Source organism: Tatumella morbirosei, assembly GCF_000757425.2.
GTDB lineage: Bacteria > Pseudomonadota > Gammaproteobacteria > Enterobacterales > Enterobacteriaceae > Tatumella > Tatumella morbirosei.
In genome coordinates this window covers 837,412-857,848 of sequence record NZ_JPKR02000004.1, presented here as the reverse complement: position 1 = coordinate 857,848, position 20,437 = coordinate 837,412, and the positions used below count along the sequence as shown (strand labels likewise).

Here is a 20,437-nt window from a genome sequence, read left to right as displayed (position 1 = left end):
TATAATCAATCGACGTTCAGCGCATCATTTACCAGCTCTTGCTGCTGCTGCTGGTGAACAGACATATACCCCACAGCAGGCGAGGCTGATGCAGGACGACCTGCATAGCGCAATGACGCTCCCTGCGGAACTACTTCACGGAAATTATGCTGACTGGAATACCACGCGCCCTGATTCAGCGGCTCTTCCTGACACCACACGAAATCGGTGACATGTGAATAAGACTGCAGGATTTCCTGCACAACCTGATGCGGGAACGGATACAGTTGCTCAATACGAATAATGGCGACATCCTGCTGACCATTCTTACGACGCTGCTCAAGTAAATCGTAATAAACCTTACCGGCGCACATCACCACCCGACGGACATTTTTCGGATCCAACTCATCAATTTCGCCAATCGCCGGCATGAAACAACCTTCTGCCAGTTCGTCCAGCCCGGACACCGCCAGCGGATGACGCAGCAAAGATTTTGGTGACATCACAATCAACGGACGGCGCATACCGCGCAACGCCTGACGACGTAGCATGTGGTAGACCTGGGCCGGTGTAGATGGCACACAAACCTGCATATTCTGTTCAGCACAGAGTTGCAGATAGCGCTCAAGGCGGGCTGATGAGTGTTCCGGGCCCTGTCCCTCATAGCCATGCGGTAGTAACATCACCAGGCCACACATCCGGCCCCACTTTTGCTCACCGGAACTGATGAACTGGTCAATCACCACCTGAGCGCCGTTAGCAAAGTCACCAAACTGAGCTTCCCAGATAGTCAGAGTGCGGGGTTCCGCAGTCGCGTAGCCATACTCAAAGGCCAGAACCGCTTCTTCAGACAACACGGAGTCCCAGACTTTAAATTTGCCCTGGCCATTGTGGACATGCTGCAGCGGAGTATAGGTAGAACCGTTAATCTGGTTATGGATAACCGCATGACGGTGGAAAAAGGTGCCGCGTCCGGTATCTTCACCTGACAAACGAATCGGCACTCCCTCATCGACCAGTGTGGCATAGGCCAGGTTTTCAGCCCCTCCCCAGTCGAAGGGTTTACTGCCTTCGGCCATTTCCTGACGATCACGGTAGATTTTCAGTACCCTTGACTGAGCTTCAATACCTTCAGGGATCTGACTGATCCGCCGTGCCAGCTCCTGTAACCGTTTTTTATCCACGGTTGCCGGATAGGTTTCATCCCACTCATGGTTAAGATACGGTGACCAGGTATAAGTATTGAGACTCATCGGCCGCCACTCTTCGACCACGCACTCTCCAGCGTCGAGCGCATCACGGTAGAGGTTAACCATTTCCGTGGCATCTTCACCGTTGATCACCCCTTCTTCCTGCAGGCGATCGGCATAAATCTTACGAGGGGTCGGGTGTTTTTTGATTTTCTTATACATGATCGGCTGAGTCGCACTTGGCTCATCAGCTTCGTTATGACCATGACGGCGGTAACACACCAGATCAATAAACACGTCGCGTTTAAAGGTATTACGATAATCCAGAGCCAGACGGGTGACGAAAGCCACCGCTTCCGGATCGTCGGCATTCACGTGAAAAATCGGCGCCAGCACCATTTTCCCGATATCAGTGCAATACGGTGTTGAGCGGGCATCATGCGGATTAGAGGTGGTGAATCCCACCTGATTATTAATCACAATCCGTACAGTTCCGCCCACTTCATAGCCGCGGGCCTGAGACATATTCAGGGTTTCCTGAACGACGCCCTGGCCAGTGACTGCAGCATCACCGTGAATAGTGACAGGCAGAACCTGATCAATAGAGGGTTTAGCCAGACGGTCCAGACGCGCCCGTACAGAACCCATGACTACCGGGCTGACAATTTCCAGATGCGACGGGTTGAAAGCCAGAGCCAGATGCACCAGTCCGCCTTCTGTTTCGACGTCTGAGGAGAAGCCCATATGGTATTTGACATCACCGGTGCCCAGATGCTCTTTGTGCTTTCCGGCGAACTCGTCAAACAAATCCTGCGTTTTCTTACCCAGAACGTTAATCAGTACATTCAGACGACCACGGTGAGCCATCCCGAGAACCATTTCTTTGGTACCGTGTTTTCCTGCGTGACGAATCATTTCACGCAACAAAGGAATTAACGCGTCACCACCTTCCAGTGAGAAACGTTTAGCACCCGGAAATTTTGCCCCAAGGTATTTTTCCATACCCTCGGCCGCCGTCAGCTCTTTCAGAAAGCCTTTTTTCTCGGCCTGAGTAAAGCTGGCATGCCCAACCACCGATTCAATCCTTTGCTGGATCCAACGTTTTTCTTCGGTGTTGTTAATATGCATATACTCAGCACCTATCGAACCACAATAGGTTTGTTTCAGTGCTTCATATAAATCGGCAAGTTTCATGGTGTCTTTGCCTATGGCAAAGGAACCTACGTTAAAAGTTTCGCCGAAATCTTCTGCGGTCAGCTCGTGAAATGCCGGGTCCAGATCGGGGACTGGCTCCTGCTTCCACAGTCCCAGTGGGTCGAGATTCGCCTGCTGGTGTCCACGAAACCGGAAAGCATTGATTAACTGCAATACTTTTACCTGCCTTGAATTGGCTGCCGGGTCGGTGACAGAGGAGGTATAGCGGGTGGAATCTTTCGCCAGTCTGCGGAAATACTCACGGGTTGTCGAATGAAACTGTTCCGGACGAAGGTCATTTGCAGGGAATTGATCAAACAGTTCCCGCCAGACAGGTTCCACAGAATCAGGGCTGGTGAGGTAATCCTCATACAACTGTTCTATGTATGACTGGTTCGCGCCCGCCAGCCAGGAAGAATCCAGCCAGGGTTTCATTGCACTGTTCTGCATGGTGATCCCTTATGCATTATCATGCTTTTCGTAGTTGTTGTTGCCGTTTTCACGGATGTTCCGGGACAATGCGTCGGCCGATGAATGCCATTCCGCAGTAAACTCTGCATGGGAGTCCATCCATTCATTTCAGACACCCGGTCAGGAGCTAACCTTTCTCCTCAACGGCTGCCTGCCATGGCCGTCACCTTATTTTATACCATTAAACAAGGTGTTATGGACATGCAAGATTACTTTCAACAGCCACACTGCCTCTCAGGTTCAACGAAGCGAACACAGAAATTCTTCTTTTGTCCGCAAGGGAACCTTTGTAAACCCTTTATCAGCCGGCCAGGGAGATAAAAGGTTTAAAGAGGTTTCCATGAAGTACCGGGAAGCACAGGCTTCCCGGTAGCGACTTCAGGCACCACGCTGCAACAGCATAGACTTAATATGACCAATTGCGCGGGTTGGGTTCAGTCCTTTCGGGCAAACGTTCACACAATTCATAATGCTATGACAGCGGAAAACACTGAATGCGTCATCCAGGTCATCTAAACGCGCATCGGTTTCAGTATCGCGACTGTCGATCAGAAAACGATAAGCCGCCAGCAAACCTGCAGGTCCGACAAATTTGTCCGGGTTCCACCAGAATGACGGACAGGACGTTGAGCAACAGGCGCACAGGATACATTCATACAATCCGTCCAGGTGAGCACGCTCATCAGGTGATTGCAGATTTTCACGGGCCGGAGGATTACGGTCATTATTTTGCAGGAACGGTTTAATTTTCTCGTACTGGGCGTAAAACTGCCCCATATCCACCACCAGGTCACGAATGACCGGTAGCCCCGGTAAAGGACGGATTACAATTTTCCCTTTCCCACGTAAAGTTGAAACCGGCGTAATGCATGCCAGACCATTTTTACCGTTCATATTCAGGCCATCGGAACCACAGACTCCCTCACGGCAGGAGCGACGAAAAGCCAGTGTCGGGTCCTGTTCTTTCAGGCGGATCAGCGCGTCCAGTAACATCATATCCCTGCCTTCTTCTGCCTCCAGGGTGTAATCCTGCATCCTTGGGGCATCATCAACTTCAGGGTTATACCGGTACAGCGAAAATTCTAGTTTCATTCGTTTTTCTCCACCGATTAATAAGTACGGATTTTCGGCGGAAACGCCGGACGTAACTTAGGCTGCATGTTGACTTCGCGTCTGGTCATGCTCTCGGTTTGTGGCAAATACAGGCTATGGCACAACCAGTTTTCATCATCCCTGTCCGGGAAGTCGAAGCGACTGTGGGCACCACGGCTTTCAGTACGATAGTTCGCTGCCACTGCGGTGGCATACGCTGTTTCCATCAGATTATCCAGCTCCAGACACTCAACACGTTGGGTGTTGAAATCCGGGGAACGATCATCAAGACGCGCTGATTTAAGACGTTCGCGAATCTGTTTCAGCTCTTCCAGACCTTTTGCCATCGCATCACCTTCACGGAATACCGAGAAGTTATGCTGCATACAGGTTTGCAGGGCTTTACGAATTTCCGCAGGATCTTCACCAGAGGTGTTATTATCCCAACGCTGATAGCGAGCCAGAGCCGCATTGATCTCTTCTTCGCTGGCATCGGCCAGAGGGCCCTGTTCTTCAATACATTCAAGTAAATGCAATCCGGCTGCACGACCAAACACCACCAGATCCAGCAGGGAGTTACCGCCCAGGCGGTTTGCACCGTGTACAGAAACACAGGCAATTTCACCCACCGCAAACAGCCCCGGAATCACCACATCGTTGCCATTCTCGTCGATATTCAGTGCCTGGCCTGTCACACGGGTCGGAATACCGCCCATCATATAGTGACAGGTTGGGATCACCGGAATCGGTTCCTTGACCGGATCGACATGAGCAAAGGTACGGGACAACTCCAGAATCCCCGGTAAACGAGACTCCAGAACTTCCTTGCCTAAATGGTCAAGTTTCAGTTTCAGGTGAGGTCCCCACGGACCATCACAACCGCGGCCTTCACGAATCTCAATCATCATGGAACGGGCAACCACATCACGGCCAGCCAGGTCTTTGGCATTCGGTGCATAACGCTCCATAAAACGTTCACCGTGCTTATTCAGCAGATAACCCCCTTCTCCGCGGCAACCTTCTGTCACCAAAACACCGGCACCGGCAATACCTGTCGGATGGAACTGCCACATCTCCATATCCTGAACCGGGACGCCAGCACGCAGCGCCATTCCTACACCGTCCCCGGTATTAATATGAGCATTAGTGGTTGACTGATAAATGCGCCCGGCACCGCCGGTCGCCAGGATGGTCGCTTTCGCTTTGAAATAGACCACCTCTCCGGTTTCGATACAAAGTGCTGTACAACCAACGATGGCACCTTCGTGGTTTTTTACCAGGTCCAGTGCATACCATTCGGAGAAAATGGTGGTTTTATTCTTCAGGTTCTGCTGATACAGGGTGTGTAACAAGGCGTGACCGGTACGGTCAGCGGCCGCCGCAGTTCGTGCTGCCTGCTCACCGCCAAAATTTTTCGACTGCCCGCCGAACGGGCGCTGATAGACGCGACCATCATCCAGACGGGAAAACGGCAGGCCCATATGTTCCAGTTCCAGAATAGCTTCCGGTCCGGTTTTACACATATACTCGATAGCATCCTGATCACCGATGTAGTCAGACCCTTTTACAGTGTCGTACATGTGCCATTCCCAGTTATCTTCATGGGTGTTCCCCAGCGCGACGGTGATACCGCCCTGCGCAGATACTGTATGAGAACGGGTAGGAAAAACTTTTGATAACAGGGCGCAGCTTTGCCCTGACTGAGAAATCTGTAGTGCTGCACGCATACCTGCGCCGCCGGCACCAATCACTACGGCATCAAACTCTCTGACTGGCAAACTCATTTACACACCCCACACGATAATCGTTCCGTAAATCGCATACGTTAATAACGCCAGGACGACCAGGCCCTGCACTACCAGCCGTAATGCTACATTTTTGACATAATCGGTCAGCACCTGCCACATACCGATCCAGCCATGAATCAGAATCGAAAATAACGTCAGAAGAGTGAATACACGGGTAAATGTTGCAGAGAAGAAACCGTGCCAGACATCAAAGGTGATGTGGCTGGTAAAGATAAAGAAACCCAGTATATAGACCACATAGAGGGCAATGACGATAGCAGCACCTCGCAGCAGTAACCAGTCGTGAATACCGTTACGGCCCAGTGCAGATGCGTTAGTTACCATACAAGAACTCCCGCCAGAACAGAAAGAACAACAGTGATTCCAAAAGTCACCTGAGCAGAGCGAGTACCCGCAGCCAGGGTTTCTTCCAGAAAGCCAAAATCCATCAACAGATGGCGAATACCGCCGGCAATGTGATACGCCAGTGCCGTCAGAATGCCCCAGACAATGAATCTGACCACAAAACCACTCATGATGGCTGCAGCCTGTTGAAAACCTTCGGGGGAGGAGAGAGATAATCCAAGTAACCAGAGCAGGATGCCGACAGCGACAAAGGTAATCACGCCGGATACGCGGTGGAGGATGGACGCTATTGCAGTCAAGGGGAGCTTGATCGTTGAGAGATCAAGGTTGACAGGTCTTTGTTTTTTCAAGGTTTTGCCCACACAGCTCTTTATTATTTTAGCTTCCTCCGGTCCTGCAGGAACGCAAAAATCAGCCTGTAGCCTGACCTTTCCGACCCCCTGACAGTAACATCCAGTGTTAAATGACGCGTAAAAACGCTGGGTGACTCCTGATTGCAGGTAATTCCGGAGACCTTCATAAAGTATAGGTTGATCACATTCTGATTACAATTACCCTACAAACTGTTTGGGTAAATTTCGGCAGAAGGGTGATCAGCATCACGATACTAACAACCTGGCCGATACCTCCCAGCCAATTTACATTAAACAAACATTTTTTTCACATATTTGTTCAGGAAATCGTTATCATAGTCCTACGTTGATCAGGATAGACTTTCCGATAACCGTACGTTATATAACTGTTCGGAAGCACATCGCTTAGGCAATTATTATAGAGACATCTCAATGCCAAAATTCAGCGGACAATCACAATCATAGACCTTTCTGCGGTCACAGGTTTTTTAAAAAATGTAATCAACCTGAGCAGTAATGTAATGTGAGGTATGTTTTTCAGGCCAGTATTGCGCATATTTTGGCGTTCTTGATGGTTGCAATGAGACGCTAAAGGAGACCAAAATGACAGACAAGAAAGTGACGTTAACCCTGGAGGGAACAACGTCTGTAGAGCTCGATGTCCTAAAAGGTACACTGGGCCAGGATGTGGTAGATGTTCGTGCTCTTGGCAACAGCGGATTATATACTTTTGACCCGGGTTTTACTTCCACCGCGTCCTGCGAATCAAAGATCACTTTCATCGATGGTGATGAGGGGATCCTGTTACATCGTGGTTACCCTATTTCACAATTAGCGACAAATTCCACCTACCTGGAAGTCTGTTATATCCTGCTGTACGGTGAGGCTCCGACTCCGGAACAGTATGAGCAATTCAAAATCACTGTCACCCGCCATACCATGATTCATGAGCAGATCACCCGGCTGTTCCACGGATTTCGCCGTGATTCACACCCGATGGCGGTGATGTGCGGGGTAACCGGTGCTCTGGCCGCATTTTATCATGACTCGCTGGATGTCAATAACCAGCGTCACCGAGATATTGCTGCTTACCGCCTGCTGTCAAAAATGCCAACCGTTGCTGCGATGTGTTACAAATATTCGCTTGGACAGCCGTTTATCTATCCACGTAATGACCTCTCTTACGCCGGTAACTTCCTGCATATGATGTTTGCCACGCCGTGTGAAGACTATGTGGTGAACCCGGTGCTGGAAAGAGCGATGGACAGAATCCTGATTCTGCACGCCGATCATGAACAAAATGCCTCGACTTCTACCGTCCGCACCGCGGGTTCCTCCGGAGCAAACCCGTTTGCCTGTATCGCTGCCGGGATAGCTTCATTGTGGGGACCGGCGCATGGCGGCGCCAACGAAGCAACTCTGCGAATGCTGGAAGAGATTGAAACCGTCGAGCATATTCCGGAATTTATCCGTCGCGCCAAAGATAAAAACGATTCATTCCGCCTGATGGGCTTTGGTCACCGCGTCTATAAAAATTATGATCCACGAGCTACCGTGATGCGTGAAACCTGCCACGAAGTGCTGAAAGAACTGAATATGAAGGATGATTTGCTGGAAGTGGCGATGGCTCTGGAACATATCGCCCTCAACGATCCGTACTTTATTGAACGTAAACTGTACCCGAACGTCGATTTCTACTCAGGTTTGATCCTCAAGGCGATGGGTATCCCAACGTCCATGTTTACGGTTATTTTCGCGATGGCCCGTACCGTAGGCTGGATAGCCCACTGGATTGAAATGCATGAAGAAGGTATGAAAATTGCCCGTCCACGTCAGTTGTATACGGGGTATACCGAACGTGAATTCCAGTCCCGGCTGAAAAAATAAGCCTGTGAAGGTGCCCTTAGGCACCTTCTTTCTGTCAGCCGGTGAAAAGTGTTTGCAGAACTTTGCGCATCGGTGCTTTATCGGCTGTGGTATCAAACCAGTAAGCCAGATTCAATGCTCCCTGATTCACCAGCATATTTAACCCATTAAGCGTCCGACAGCCTTTGTCGGAAGCAGCACGTAACAGAGCGGTCTGTGGTGGATTAGGAATAACATCGGCAACAAATAACTCTTCAGACAGGCTATCGGTATCAATATCCGGCATGGCTTCTGCATCATCCAGCCCGACTGAGGTGGCGTTCACCAGAATATCGAAATTTTTATCGACTTTCAGTCCGGAAGACCATTCAACATAGGTCGCCGTCGCATCGGTGTTGGCATTGATAAGCTCAGCCAGAGCCTCACCCTTAGCTTTATCACGATTAATGATGGTAATTTCGCTGACGCCCGCCAGGGCTGATTCAACTGCAATAGCCCGCGCCGCTCCTCCAGCCCCCAGCAGAGCAAGTTTTTTACCTTCCGGGTCAATTTGCTGTTTCAGTGCCTCCACAAATCCTTTACCGTCGGTGTTTTCTCCCGTCAGCTTACCCTCACGGATAATGACACAGTTAACAGCGCCGATAACTTTGGCCGATGTTCCCACCTCATCGATGTAACTCAAAATGGCTTGTTTATTCGGAATAGAACAATTGAACCCGCGCCAGCCCATCGCTTTCGCTCCGGCAACAGCCATTTCCAGCTGTTGTTTACCGACATCGCAGTTAATATAACGGGCATTGATGCCCTGATGTCGATAAGCCTCCTCCATCATTGCCACGGTCGGATTTTCATTGCAGGGGGAGGAAAAAGATCCGGTAAGTTCGCTGAGAAAATTTTGTTGTTCAGCCATTATTTGCTCCTGAATTTTATCGGGCCATTTAAGGGTTGGACAAAATAATAAGACTTTCTTCCTGAATAATTAGTATATTGATCATAGCATTAATTGAGGAGACCCGCCAAATTCCGGCTTCCCTGCCGGCAACCACTGACCACAAGTGCAGAAATTATTATGCAGAAATACTAATGTTTTTGCGTTGAAAGGCATGATTCAGTTCGCGGGCAAATTCCAGAGCATGCTCGCCATCACCATGCAGGCAAACTGTTTCAGCATTCACTTTGACCCGCTCACCACTCACCGCAACAACTTCTCCACAGCTGACCATCATCAGTGTCTGAGCGATAGCCTGCTCAGCATTGCTCAGCAAATCTCCGGGCTGGCCACGAGGTACCAGTTGACCATTGGCGGTATAGCCTCTGTCAGCAAAGACTTCCTCACGGGTGGTCAGGCCATAGTGGCGACCGGCCTTAATCAGTTCACTGTTAGCCAGCCCAACCAATACCAGTTGTGGGTCAAACGCCGCCACCGCACGGGCAATAGCATCTGCCAACTGAGGCTCACGGGCGGCCTGGTTATACAGCATACCGTGAGGTTTCACATGAAATAATCGGGTTCCCTCACTGACAGCCATCGCCTGTAATGCGCCAATCTGGAACAGTTGCTGTGCATAAATGTCAGCAGGTGGCAGTGTCATGGCTGTCCTGCCGAAATTTTCCCTGTCAGGAAATGAGGGATGAGCACCGATTTTTACCTGATACTCTTTCGCCCAGCGCACTGACTGCAACATCGTCTGTGCATCTCCGGCATGAAAACCGCAGGCTATATTGGCCGAACTCACCAGTTGCAATAACTGCTGATCGAATTTACCGCCTTCACCAAGGTCGGCATTTAAATCTATTTTCATGAACCGATAAGTCCCCATTTCATCATATCCAGAGCATGCTGCTGGTGCTGTTTCGCCTGCCTGGCTTCGTCTAACGTACAGTAAATAAAGTGAACCGGTTCACCCGGACGGATTTGCGCCAGATGATATAAGTCGGCAGAGATAACCACCCCGATACGTGGATATCCGCCGGTGGTCTGTGCATCTGCCATCAGAACCACAGGCTGCCCGCCATTGGTCACCTGAATGGTGCCGGGAATGACCGCATGCGATAGTAACTCTCTTGGTTTAGTGCGTTGCAGGGTTCGCCCCTGTAACCGGTATCCCATACGGTTGCTCTGCGGTGACAGTACCCAACCGGTTCTCCAGAATGCCTGTTGCGCTTCCGGGCTGAATTCCCGGTATTCCGGTCCCGGCAACACACGGATGCGGTTCCCCCACAGTAATTGCCTGACACCGACACTCTGCGAAAAATTACGCGTAGGTAAATTAAGCGGTAGCATATCTCCGTCGCGAAGATATCTGCCCTGCCAGCCCCCAAAACCACCTTTCACATCTGTACTGCATGACCCCATCACCGGCGGAATATCGAATCCGCCATTGACGGCCAGATAACTACGAACCCCGCGGATAGCGCGGGTTAATGTCAGAACCTGCCCTTGCCTGGCGGGGATTCTCCAGCCGGTCCAGACTGCTTTGCCATCCAGTTCCGCGTGACAACCAGCCCCGGTGAGAGCAAACCAGCTGTCGCGTTCAAAACGGAACTGACACTGTCCCAGCGTAATTTCTAACACCGCACTGTCCGCAGCATTGCCCGCCAGCAGATTCGCAGTCTCCATCGCAGGTCTGTCCATCACACCGGTAAGACTGATTCCTGACTGACCATAGCCCGGGCGTCCGGCATCCTGTACTGACGTCGCCATCCCGGCACGAATGACAGTTAACATTGCCCCTCCTTTTTCGGAACAAAACGTACACGGTCTCCCGGAGCCAGCAGAACCGGAGGCGTACGTTGCGGCATAAACAGTGACACGGTGGTTCTGCCTATCAGTTGCCACCCTCCTGGTGCCACCAGCGGATAAATTCCCGTCTGGCTGCCACCGATTCCGACACTTCCTGCGGCGACAGCAACACGGGGTTCAGCCCGACGCGGACAGTGAATTTTGGGATCAAGCCCGGCAAGATAAGGAAAACCCGGCTGAAAACCAATGCAATACACGGTGTAAAGGGCTGAACTGTGTAGTTCAACCACCTGAGAAGCTGAAAGCTGACAGTGACGGGCGACCTCCTGCAGGTCCGGTCCGGCTTCTTTGCCGTAAACGACCGGAATATCCACAGTGCGCGAAGGTGGGACCTCCACCTCACTGTCCTCCCACCAGCTATTTAATTGCAGTAACAGCGCACTGACATCATCAGGAATATTCTGGAAGATGACCGTCAGGTTATTCATGCCAGGCACGACTTCACGTACCTTTTCGAGCGAGGAAAGATGACGTGCTAAGCCCCATATCCGTTGCTGGGCTTCGAGCGACACCGGCGGGGACAATTCCAGAACCGCGGCCTGCTCACCCAACATATAAAATCTGATTTGCTGCACTACCCTGCCTCCACTAAGATCCTTACGACCTGACTCTGAGGCACCAGCCAGCCTGCGCCGGAATGACCGCAATGAACAGATCTGTTGCTTACGTTATCCGCAACCCGACGAGAAGTGTCAATAATTTTAATTAGTGGTCTGATTCACGGCAAATTTTAACCTCCGTAAACAGGCCGCCCTTGCGGTGAACATGCGGGGAAAAGTGTTAAAACTGCGGGCCAGTGTGGCAAAAGGCGAAGCCGGGTCAGCTTCGCCTGTAAGAGTGTCTCTCTCCCCTGACAAGAGGAAAAATCAGGCAGGATTATCAATATCCACAAAAATCACTTCCAGTCCCTGCGACTCTGCTAACCATTCACCAAGCGCTTTCACACCGCCACGCTCGGTTGCATGGTGTCCTGCAGCAAAAAAATGCAATCCACGCTCACGTGCAGTATGAATTGTTTTTTCGGAGACTTCTCCGCTGATGAATGCATCCACACCGTAGTCCGCAGCATCATCTATAAAACCCTGGCCTCCACCGGTACACCAGGCGACTGACCGGATAAGCTGTGGTGCATTATCCCCGCAGTGTAACGGGGTACGCCCGAGTTTCTCCTGAATCAGTAAGGCAAATTCCTCTCCGTTAAGCGGAGTTTCCAGCCGGCCATAAGGCACCAGAGGTATAATTTCCCCTTCCGGAACAATCCCCAGAAGTTTCGCCAGTTGAGCATTATTTCCTAATTCAGGATGGGCATCCAGTGGCAAATGCCAGCCGAACAGGTTGATGTCATTCAACAGTAATGTTCGTAATCGCTGGCGTTTCATTCCCTTAATTAAAGGAGATTCATTTTTCCAAAAATACCCATGATGGACAATCAGTGCATCAGCCTGTAAACGGACAGCTTCATCCAGTAAAGCCTGGCAGGCAGTCACGCCGGTCACCACTCGTTTGATCTCACTTCGACCTTCAACCTGCATACCATTCGGGGCATAATCACTGAAACTCTGGCTATTCAGTCGCTGATTAATCAATTGTTCAAGCAGGGTATTATTCATGTTTTTTTTCCTGTACTGATGTGCCACCACGTCGTGCGGCCTCAAATGCCTGCAGAGTAGTCTGCCGTACCTGTCGGTGATCGACAATGGGTAACGGATAATCCAGAGCCACCTGCTGTTTTTTTGCCCAGCGGTGTGGTTCATGAATTTCTTTTCCCGGAATCATGGCCAACTCAGGGACCCAGCGTCGAATAAAATCGCCTTGCGGGTCAAACCGTTCTCCCTGAAGCTGCGGATTAAAAATCCGAAAGTAAGGGGCCGCATCGGTCCCTGTTGAAGCTGCCCACTGCCAGCCTCCGTTGTTTGCCGCGAGATCACCGTCCAGTAATTGGGTCATAAAATAGCGTTCACCTTCGCGCCAGTCTGCCAGCAGATCTTTGACCAGAAAACTGGCAACAATCATTCTCAGGCGGTTGTGCATCCAACCGGTCTCCCGCAGTTGTCGCATTCCGGCATCAACAATCGGAAATCCGGTGTTACCGTGCTGCCAGGCCAGCAATTGTTTTTCATTCTGTCGCCATTGAATATGACGCGTCCAGTCAGTAAATGGCTGATGTTGGCACAACCGCGGATAAGCCACCAGCAAATGACGGTAAAACTCACGCCAGAAAAGTTCATTCAACCAGACCGATTCTGGTCCCCCGCTAAGCGCCTGCGGGTGGTCGTGAAGAATACGGTACAGACACTGGCGGGCGGAAATTTGCCCGGTCGCCAGATAGGGAGACAAGCAACTGGTCGCATCGGAGGCCGGAAAATCACGGTCCCTGGCATAATTCCCGATATTGTGCTGGCTGAAAGCACGCAACCGTTGCAATGCTGCACGATGGCCTGGCGGGAATAGCTGACGGTCATAGTCACCACTGTGCGGGCTGAGTGACGGAATGGTATCTGCGGTAATATCCTTCGGTAACGTCCTGGCTGCCGGCGCCGGATAACATTCCGGCAACTCTGCCACCAAAGCCTTACTCAGTGCTTTACTGAACGGGGTGTAAACATTATACATTGTCCCCTTGCCGGTCAGAACACTGCCTGGCGGCAGGAGCGTCCCGTCATGAAATCCCTGGCAGATAATGTGACTCTCAGCTAACACTTTCTCAGCCAGTTGGTCCCTTCGCTGTTCATTAAGTTCATACTGATAATTATAAAACAGCTGTGTCGCCTGATAGCTGACGCAGATTTCGTTAAGACACCTGACGCTGTCGGTAAAATTGTCAGCCGTGGCATATAACAAGGGTATCCCGAGGGAAAGCAGTTCCTCACTGAGTAATTGCAGTGCATCTGTGACAAAAGTGAGTTGTCTTCCGGAAACATTATGCTGCTGCCACTGGCCCGGTGTGGCAATAAATAACGCAATAACCCGGGCCTGCGGGTCCTGGCAGGCGGCATAAAGAGCCGGGTGGTCATGAAGTCGTAAATCATTTCTAAGCCAGACAAAATGGGTTTTCACGCTATCTCCTGTGGTGTTTCCCTTGCCTGGGAGTCAGGCAACCAGGGGAATAAAAATCGTTGAGAAGCCAGCCAGGGATGAGGATATTCAGCCTGTAAATCACGCAGTTCATCAATTGCTACCGATAAAGACACGACCCCACGCCGGTATTGATCAATCGTCTCAGCCAGATGCCGACGTCGTTCTCCTGCGATAAAGGGTCTGAAGTAGCCCTGCATATGCATCAGGGCATTGGTATTATCACGACGATTTGCCGGTAACATCAGTATCTGCATGAGTTTACGACGGTAAAGTAGTGAAAATTCCTTCAGGCTGCTACAGGCTGTGACTCCGGCGACCAGTGGCCCCAGCTCACGGTATAATGGCTGTGAATGCGCCAGTAACAACATCTTATAGCGGCTGTGAAACTGGATAAGTTTGTGGGCGGTCAGAGGTTCAGCACACAGGGCATCAAATTCTGCACCGGCACAAACAGCTGCGATAAATGAATGCCGCTGATCGGAATCCAGCAATGAATTCTCAGTACAGAGAGGTATATCTGCCGGAAACCCAGAGGGTAAAGGATGTTCAGTGATGATGCCATAGACTGTCAGAACCTGGCCGTCGGAGAATCCCGGGGTAATACCATCAATTTTCCCACGAATTTCGACTCTGTCGTCCTGTTGTTGCAACATGACAGGCTGCACGGAAAATGCGCCGGGCAGCCGTTGTTTGCTTCGTTCTGCAATCCGGTGACTCTCCTCACCGGACAGGACACCAATGATTAGCGGAATGTTCATAAACTTGTACCGTTTAATATTCTTGTACAGGTTTATAGTATAATCCTGCCAGTGAAGAAATTCCTCTGTTGTACTGTTTTTATACTGAATCCGGCGGCAGGTTCCCGTCCCAAAAGATCTGTCTGTCCGCCAACAGCCTCTGTTCATATATAACTCAGGCACAAAAAAAGCGCCCATCGGGCGCTTTCTTCACAAAAGTATCAGCTGTCAGGCATTTTTCAGAACTTCACTGACGATCTTAACCGCTTCCTGTTCAATTTTTTCGCGATGCTCAGCGCCAAGGAAGCTTTCACAATAAATTTTGTAAGCATCTTCGGTACCTGAAGGACGGGCGGCAAACCAGCCGTTTTTGGTCATCACTTTCAATCCCCCAATGGATGCACCGTTACCCGGAGCTTCGGTCAGGCGGGCAATAATCGGATCACCTGCCAACGTGTCTGCGCTGACCATCTCCGGAGACAGCTTAGACAGCACGGCTTTTTGAGCGGAACTGGCCGTCGCCTGAATTCGGTTATAGCTTGGAGAACCAAATTTAGCCGCCAGATTGTCGTAATGCTGCTGCGGGTTCAGACCTGTCACTGCGGTAATTTCAGCAGCCAGCAGGCACATAATGATGCCATCTTTATCGGTTGACCATGGCGTACCGTCAAAACGCAGGAAAGAAGCTCCGGCACTCTCTTCACCACCGAAACCAAGGGTGCCATCAAATAACCCATCAACAAACCATTTAAAGCCCACAGGAACTTCCACCAGCTTACGGCCCAGATCATTCACGACACGGTCAATCATGGCACTGGAAACCAGGGTTTTCCCGACAGCCACATCGGCTGACCACTGTTGACGATGGCGGAACAGATAATCAATCGCGACGGCAAGGTAATGGTTGGGGTTCATCAGGCCCGACGGGGTAACGATACCGTGCCTGTCATAGTCAGGATCGTTGGCAAAAGCCAAATCGAATTTGTCACGCAGTGCCAGCAGTCCTGCCATCGCACATTCAGAAGAGCAATCCATCCGGATTGCGCCATCCTTATCGAGGTGCATAAAGCGGAAGGTCTGATCAATGGCATCGTTAACCAGGGTAATATTTAGCTGATAGTGCTCAGCGATCCGTGGCCAGTAGCCAATGCCGGAACCACCAAGGGGATCAACGCCAATCGTCAGATTCGCTTTTTTAATGGCATCAAAGTCAATGATCTCTGCCAAACCTTCGATATAAGGCTGTACCAGATCCTGCTCGCTAATCAGACCACTTTCGTAAGCCTGACTCAGAGTGAAGCGTTTGACATCACGCAGGCCGTCTTTAATCAGTTGGTTGGCTCGCGCTTCTACCACTTTAGTGACGTTAGTATCAGCAGGCCCGCCATTAGGTGGATTGTATTTAATGCCACCATCATCCGGCGGGTTATGTGACGGCGTGATCACAATACCATCAGCCTGTGAGCTGTGGTGTTTATTATGTTCAAGGATCGCGTTAGAGATCGAGGGCGTTGGTGTATAGCCATTATCCTGTTGGATAATCACCCTCACCCCGTTAGCTGTCAGTACTTCCAGCACCGAAAGGATCGCCGGTTCTGAAAGCGCATGCGTGTCCTTACCGACATAGCAAGGCCCGGTAATACCATTTTTTTACGTTCTTCGGCAATGGCCTGAGCGATAGCAAGGATATGAGTTTCGTTGAAACTCTGACGGGCTGAGCTGCCACGGTGACCGGAAGTTCCAAACTTAACAGCATGCTCACTGTTATCAATATCCGGTTTTAGCACATAATATTGTGATGTCAGTTGTGCAACATTAATCAGGTCACTCTGCTGAGCGGGTTGCCCTGCTCTTGGGTGATTGGCCATGGCATTTCTCCCTAACGCTTATGTTCGGATTAGATTGTACCGCAAACTTTATCAGCGAGTTCCTGAGGGAACTTCATTGACTGCATAATATGTTCGATCATGCTGCACTTGCGCCCGGTATTAGTATTGGTGATAACCCAATACGGAGTCCCCGGGATATGTTTTGGTTTGGTATGTGTACCATTCTGTAAAAGTGTCTGTTCATCACCCGCAAAATAGACCCGGGTACGCCCCTGCATGGTCGTGGTTGCCAACTGAAATTCCTGGGGTTCCAGCCGGTACAGTGTTGACAGCACCATCATAAACCGGTTAACGGCACGCTTCTGGTCTGCATATTCATCGGATAATAGCAGTTCACGTACAGTGCGAACCCGATCCTGCGGACGAACATTACTGCGCACAGCAGCCAGTGCAGGTGCATCATCCTTTTCCGCTTCTGCCTTGTCCTGGTCTGTACCAGAAACTGCCTGCTCAGAAACTTTCAACATTCTGCGCAGAATATCTGAGGCACTTTCGCCAATATGACGGGTGTGGCTGGCAATATAGCGATAAAGGTCATCGTCTACTTCAATCGTTTTCATCTTTTTCCGTACTGTTATGACTGAGGTAAAAATCCTGTAAACATCAGTATACCGGAAATTTCCGGGGATTCTGTGCGCGGTATTTTACCTGTTGATTATAAAATTAAACTCAAACCCGCCGATAGAGCTGAATAGCAATTCCGCTAAAAGTCAGAAAATGCCCTAAAGATTAGCCGCTGAGTTCCTGAAAGATTAAACCATGATACCCTAAGCAAGTCTTTCCACTGTAAGAACTTTGCCATGATTTTAAACAGCCGTCTGCAAACTGAGCAAATTGATGAAAATTCGACCCCGGCCCTGCTAATACATGGCCTGTTCGGCAGTCTGGATAATCTGGGTGGGTTGGCCCGCAGCCTGAAACCTCTCACCCGGGTATTACAGGTGGATGTCAGAAATCACGGCCACTCGCCCCGCTCCACGGAAATGAATTACTCAGCGATGGCTCAGGATATGGCAGACACCCTCGATCACTACCAACTGGATCAGGTGGATGTGATTGGTCACTCTATGGGTGGAAAAATCGCAATGGCACTGGCTGCGCTGGCCCCGCACAGAGTACGCCGCCTGATAATGATCGATATCGCTCCGGTTAATTATCCCCTCAGACGACATGATGATATTTTTACGGCACTACGTATCGTGAGTGATACCGGTGTTACACGCAGAGAATCTGCGGCAGAATTAATGCGCCCTGTTCTTAATGATGAAATGGTCATTAACTTTCTGCTGAAATCATTCCATCAGGGCGAATGGCTATTTAATATTCCGGTACTCTGGGACAATTATGAAGCCATTACCGGCTGGAAAACTTGTCCTGCCTGGCCTGGTCCAGCCTTGTTTATTGCAGGTGGCAACTCACCCTACCTGGATAATAGCTACCGGACTGAATTACTGGCCCAGTTCCCGCAGGCCAAAGCGCATATTGTCGCCGGGGCCGGGCACTGGGTGCATGCAGAAAAACCCCCGGGCGGTCATCAGTGCAGTACAACGTTTTCTGTCACTGGCGGCGAAAACTGCGGAGTGAAACTGTATAAGTATTGGCGTCATTCATCGCACTGGAGTATGATTGCGCGCTAAATTTTTATCGTGTGCTTTTAACATGATAACTGTGTTCATTCATCATTTTGCTGCGTGTATCTGATACAACGCAGGTGTTCAGTTTCAAAAATCATGGCAAAAGAAAATACGGATCGTACTACGCTCGATTTGTTCGCCAACGAACGCCGGCCGGGTCGTCCCAAAACCAGTCTGCTCTCACGGGATGAGCAACTGCGGATAAATAAACGCAATCAGCTAAAGCGCGATAAAGTCCGTGGACTACAGCGGGTTGAACTCAAGATGAGCAGTGACATTGTCGATGCTCTGAACTCTCTGGCGGCGGAACAAAACCTGAGTCGAAGTGAACTCATAGAACAAATTATCCTGGCTCAATTAAAACAAGATTAGGTTCGGGCAACCGCACTCAGGAGCAAATCTGGCCGGTTTACAAGTTTCTCACACCACACAGGTCTGCTATCATCTGCATATCTGTACTGAAATTACAATTATCTGATCTGAAGATTCAAGAGGTTATACCCACATGGCAATCGTAGGCATCTTTTTTGGCAGCGATACCGGCAACACTGAAAACATCGCAAAAATGATCCAAAAACAATTGGGTAAAGACGTTGCTGAAGTGCACGACATCGCGAAAAGTACCAAAGAAGATTTGGAAGCTTTCGATATTCTGTTGCTGGGTATCCCGACCTGGTATTACGGCGAAGCACAGTGTGACTGGGATGATTTCTTCCCTACCCTGGAAGAGATTGATTTTAACGGCAAACTGGTCGCTCTGTTCGGTTGTGGTGACCAGGAAGATTATGCGGAATATTTCTGTGATGCCCTGGGCACGATACGTGACATTATCGAACCAAACGGTGCCGTGATTGTTGGTCACTGGCCAACTGCCGGTTACCATTTTGAAGCCTCCAAGGGCCTGGCAGATGACAGCCACTTCCTGGGGTTGGCTATTGATGAAGACCGTCAGCCGGAACTTACCAGTCAGCGAGTTAGCCAGTGGGTGAACCAGGTGGCAGACGAGTTGCAACTGAAAGAAATCCTCGACGCTTAATAGGGTTTTTCATCAGAGTTGTGGTACTGTTAGCTTCAGCACCTGCGGGAATGACTAAGATGGCCAGTAGCACCCGCATTAATTTCTTCAACACATAATACAGACACGGAGTTTTCAGGGGTTCAGGGAACAAAGACTGAAATTACCTGAGAGCGATAAACTGTCTGTTTTTTCTCTGACAGTTCCTTGTCCGCTGGGCATTTCTCCGCGAGTGTTTAAGGGCTGTAGTTTCAATTTCGGTGCATCAGTTCTATAATGGATTAAAAATTATAAGGTCATTAACCAAACTTCAGGGCTTCTTGCCAAAGTCATTTTTCAAAAGTAACAGGACACAAACTGCATGACTGACAACAACTCCGCATTGAAGAAGGCTGGTCTGAAAGTGACACTTCCAAGACTGAAAATTCTGGAAGTACTTCAGGAACCAGAATGCCACCACGTCAGTGCGGAAGACTTGTACAAACGCCTGATCGATATGGGTGAAGAAATTGGTCTGGCCACGGTGTACCGTGTGCTTAACCAGTTCGATGACGCGGGTATTGTAACGCGCCACAACTTCGAAGGCGGGAAGTCAGTTTTTGAATTGACTCAACAACAGCATCATGACCATTTGATTTGCCTCGACTGCGGTAAAGTCATTGAATTCAGTGATGAGTCAATTGAACAACGCCAGCGTGAAATCGCGACACGGTTTGGCATTAAGCTGACGAACCATAGCCTGTATCTGTATGGCCACTGTACCGAAGGCGATTGCCGCGAAGATGAGTCACTGCATAACGATAAATAATCAGTATTCCTACTGATTATTCAGCAGTTGCTCAGATAGTCTGCCGCCGGTAGCACAATCACCTGATAAACCCGCATACTTTGCGGGTTTTTATTGCCCGCTTTTCTTATTACTCTGCCCTGCCCGGGTATTATTCAAATCAACAAAAACATTCACATAGATCTGGTTGCTGTTG

At 50.0% G+C, this 20,437-nt stretch carries 17 protein-coding genes and 2 pseudogenes; 5 read left to right on the top strand and 14 right to left on the bottom strand.

All coding sequences use genetic code 11. The annotated features are described in order from the left end of the window. Window positions 1-5 precede the first annotated feature (5 nt). From sucA to sdhC, 5 genes are all read right to left on the bottom strand, one after another. Complete coding sequence (gene sucA / locus HA49_RS15435; protein ID WP_038019173.1) at window positions 6-2,813, bottom strand: 2-oxoglutarate dehydrogenase E1 component; 2,808 nt, start codon at window positions 2,811-2,813, stop codon at window positions 6-8. Between the two features lie 399 nt (window positions 2,814-3,212). Next, entirely contained in the window at window positions 3,213-3,926 is a 714-nt protein-coding gene (locus tag HA49_RS15430) for a succinate dehydrogenase iron-sulfur subunit (RefSeq protein ID WP_038019170.1), read from the bottom strand. Between the two features lie 17 nt (window positions 3,927-3,943). Beyond that, complete coding sequence (sdhA, locus tag HA49_RS15425) at window positions 3,944-5,710, bottom strand: succinate dehydrogenase flavoprotein subunit (RefSeq protein ID WP_038019167.1); 1,767 nt, start codon at window positions 5,708-5,710, stop codon at window positions 3,944-3,946. Next, entirely contained in the window at window positions 5,711-6,058 is a 348-nt protein-coding gene (gene sdhD, locus HA49_RS15420; RefSeq protein ID WP_038019165.1) for a succinate dehydrogenase membrane anchor subunit, read from the bottom strand. Further along, window positions 6,052-6,441, bottom strand: a complete 390-nt coding sequence (gene sdhC / locus HA49_RS15415) for a succinate dehydrogenase cytochrome b556 subunit (protein WP_038019162.1) — start codon at window positions 6,439-6,441, stop codon at window positions 6,052-6,054. Before sdhC ends, sdhD begins: the two co-directional genes overlap by 7 nt. Window positions 6,442-7,035: 594 nt before the next feature. Between sdhC and HA49_RS15410 the strand changes: the two genes are divergently transcribed. Next, window positions 7,036-8,319: a citrate synthase gene (locus HA49_RS15410; RefSeq protein ID WP_038019159.1), complete on the top strand. Its 1,284-nt coding sequence runs from the start codon at window positions 7,036-7,038 to the stop codon at window positions 8,317-8,319. 34 nt (window positions 8,320-8,353) lie between these two features. Here HA49_RS15410 and aroE read toward each other — a convergent pair whose 3' ends face one another. The 9 genes and pseudogenes from aroE to seqA all read right to left on the bottom strand — a co-directional run bounded on the left by aroE (window position 8,354) and on the right by seqA (window position 17,365). Then, a complete protein-coding gene (aroE, locus tag HA49_RS15405) occupies window positions 8,354-9,208 on the bottom strand; it encodes a shikimate dehydrogenase (protein WP_038019158.1) in 855 nt (284 codons plus the stop codon). A 157-nt stretch (window positions 9,209-9,365) separates the two neighbouring features. Next, on the bottom strand, window positions 9,366-10,100 hold the full coding sequence (pxpA, locus tag HA49_RS15400) for a 5-oxoprolinase subunit PxpA (protein ID WP_038019155.1): 735 nt from the start codon (window positions 10,098-10,100) through the stop codon (window positions 9,366-9,368). After that, entirely contained in the window at window positions 10,097-11,026 is a 930-nt protein-coding gene (gene pxpC, locus HA49_RS15395) for a 5-oxoprolinase subunit PxpC (RefSeq protein WP_038019152.1), read from the bottom strand. Before pxpC ends, pxpA begins: the two co-directional genes overlap by 4 nt. Next, window positions 11,020-11,676, bottom strand: coding sequence for a 5-oxoprolinase subunit PxpB (gene pxpB / locus HA49_RS15390; protein WP_038019150.1), 657 nt, complete (start codon window positions 11,674-11,676; stop codon window positions 11,020-11,022). Before pxpB ends, pxpC begins: the two co-directional genes overlap by 7 nt. 291 nt (window positions 11,677-11,967) lie before the next feature. Then, window positions 11,968-12,711, bottom strand: coding sequence for a type 2 GTP cyclohydrolase I (locus HA49_RS15385; RefSeq protein WP_038019148.1), 744 nt, complete (start codon window positions 12,709-12,711; stop codon window positions 11,968-11,970). After that, on the bottom strand, window positions 12,704-14,158 hold the full coding sequence (gene phrB / locus HA49_RS15380; protein WP_038019145.1) for a deoxyribodipyrimidine photo-lyase: 1,455 nt from the start codon (window positions 14,156-14,158) through the stop codon (window positions 12,704-12,706). Before phrB ends, HA49_RS15385 begins: the two co-directional genes overlap by 8 nt. Then, on the bottom strand, window positions 14,155-14,937 hold the full coding sequence (locus tag HA49_RS20675; protein WP_169748779.1) for a YbgA family protein: 783 nt from the start codon (window positions 14,935-14,937) through the stop codon (window positions 14,155-14,157). The genes phrB and HA49_RS20675 overlap by 4 nt, the downstream gene beginning before the upstream one ends. 207 nt (window positions 14,938-15,144) lie before the next feature. Beyond that, window positions 15,145-16,784: pseudogene (pgm, locus tag HA49_RS15370) on the bottom strand (phosphoglucomutase (alpha-D-glucose-1,6-bisphosphate-dependent)). 29 nt (window positions 16,785-16,813) lie between these two features. Then, window positions 16,814-17,365, bottom strand: a complete 552-nt coding sequence (seqA, locus tag HA49_RS15365) for a replication initiation negative regulator SeqA (protein ID WP_038019142.1) — start codon at window positions 17,363-17,365, stop codon at window positions 16,814-16,816. A 240-nt stretch (window positions 17,366-17,605) separates the two neighbouring features. Between seqA and HA49_RS15360 the strand changes: the two are divergent. The 4 genes and pseudogenes from HA49_RS15360 (at window position 17,606) to fur (ending at window position 20,262) form a co-directional block, all read left to right on the top strand. Beyond that, window positions 17,606-18,389, top strand: a pseudogene (locus tag HA49_RS15360) (alpha/beta fold hydrolase). Window positions 18,390-18,535: 146 nt separating this feature from the next. Beyond that, window positions 18,536-18,811: a LexA regulated protein gene (ybfE, locus tag HA49_RS15355; protein WP_038019138.1), complete on the top strand. Its 276-nt coding sequence runs from the start codon at window positions 18,536-18,538 to the stop codon at window positions 18,809-18,811. Between the two features lie 133 nt (window positions 18,812-18,944). Further along, window positions 18,945-19,475 (top strand): flavodoxin FldA, encoded by a 531-nt coding sequence (gene fldA, locus HA49_RS15350; RefSeq protein WP_038019132.1) that lies wholly within the window; start codon window positions 18,945-18,947, stop codon window positions 19,473-19,475. A 340-nt stretch (window positions 19,476-19,815) separates the two neighbouring features. Then, window positions 19,816-20,262, top strand: a complete 447-nt coding sequence (gene fur, locus HA49_RS15345) for a ferric iron uptake transcriptional regulator (RefSeq protein WP_038019128.1) — start codon at window positions 19,816-19,818, stop codon at window positions 20,260-20,262. Window positions 20,263-20,437 lie beyond the last annotated feature (175 nt).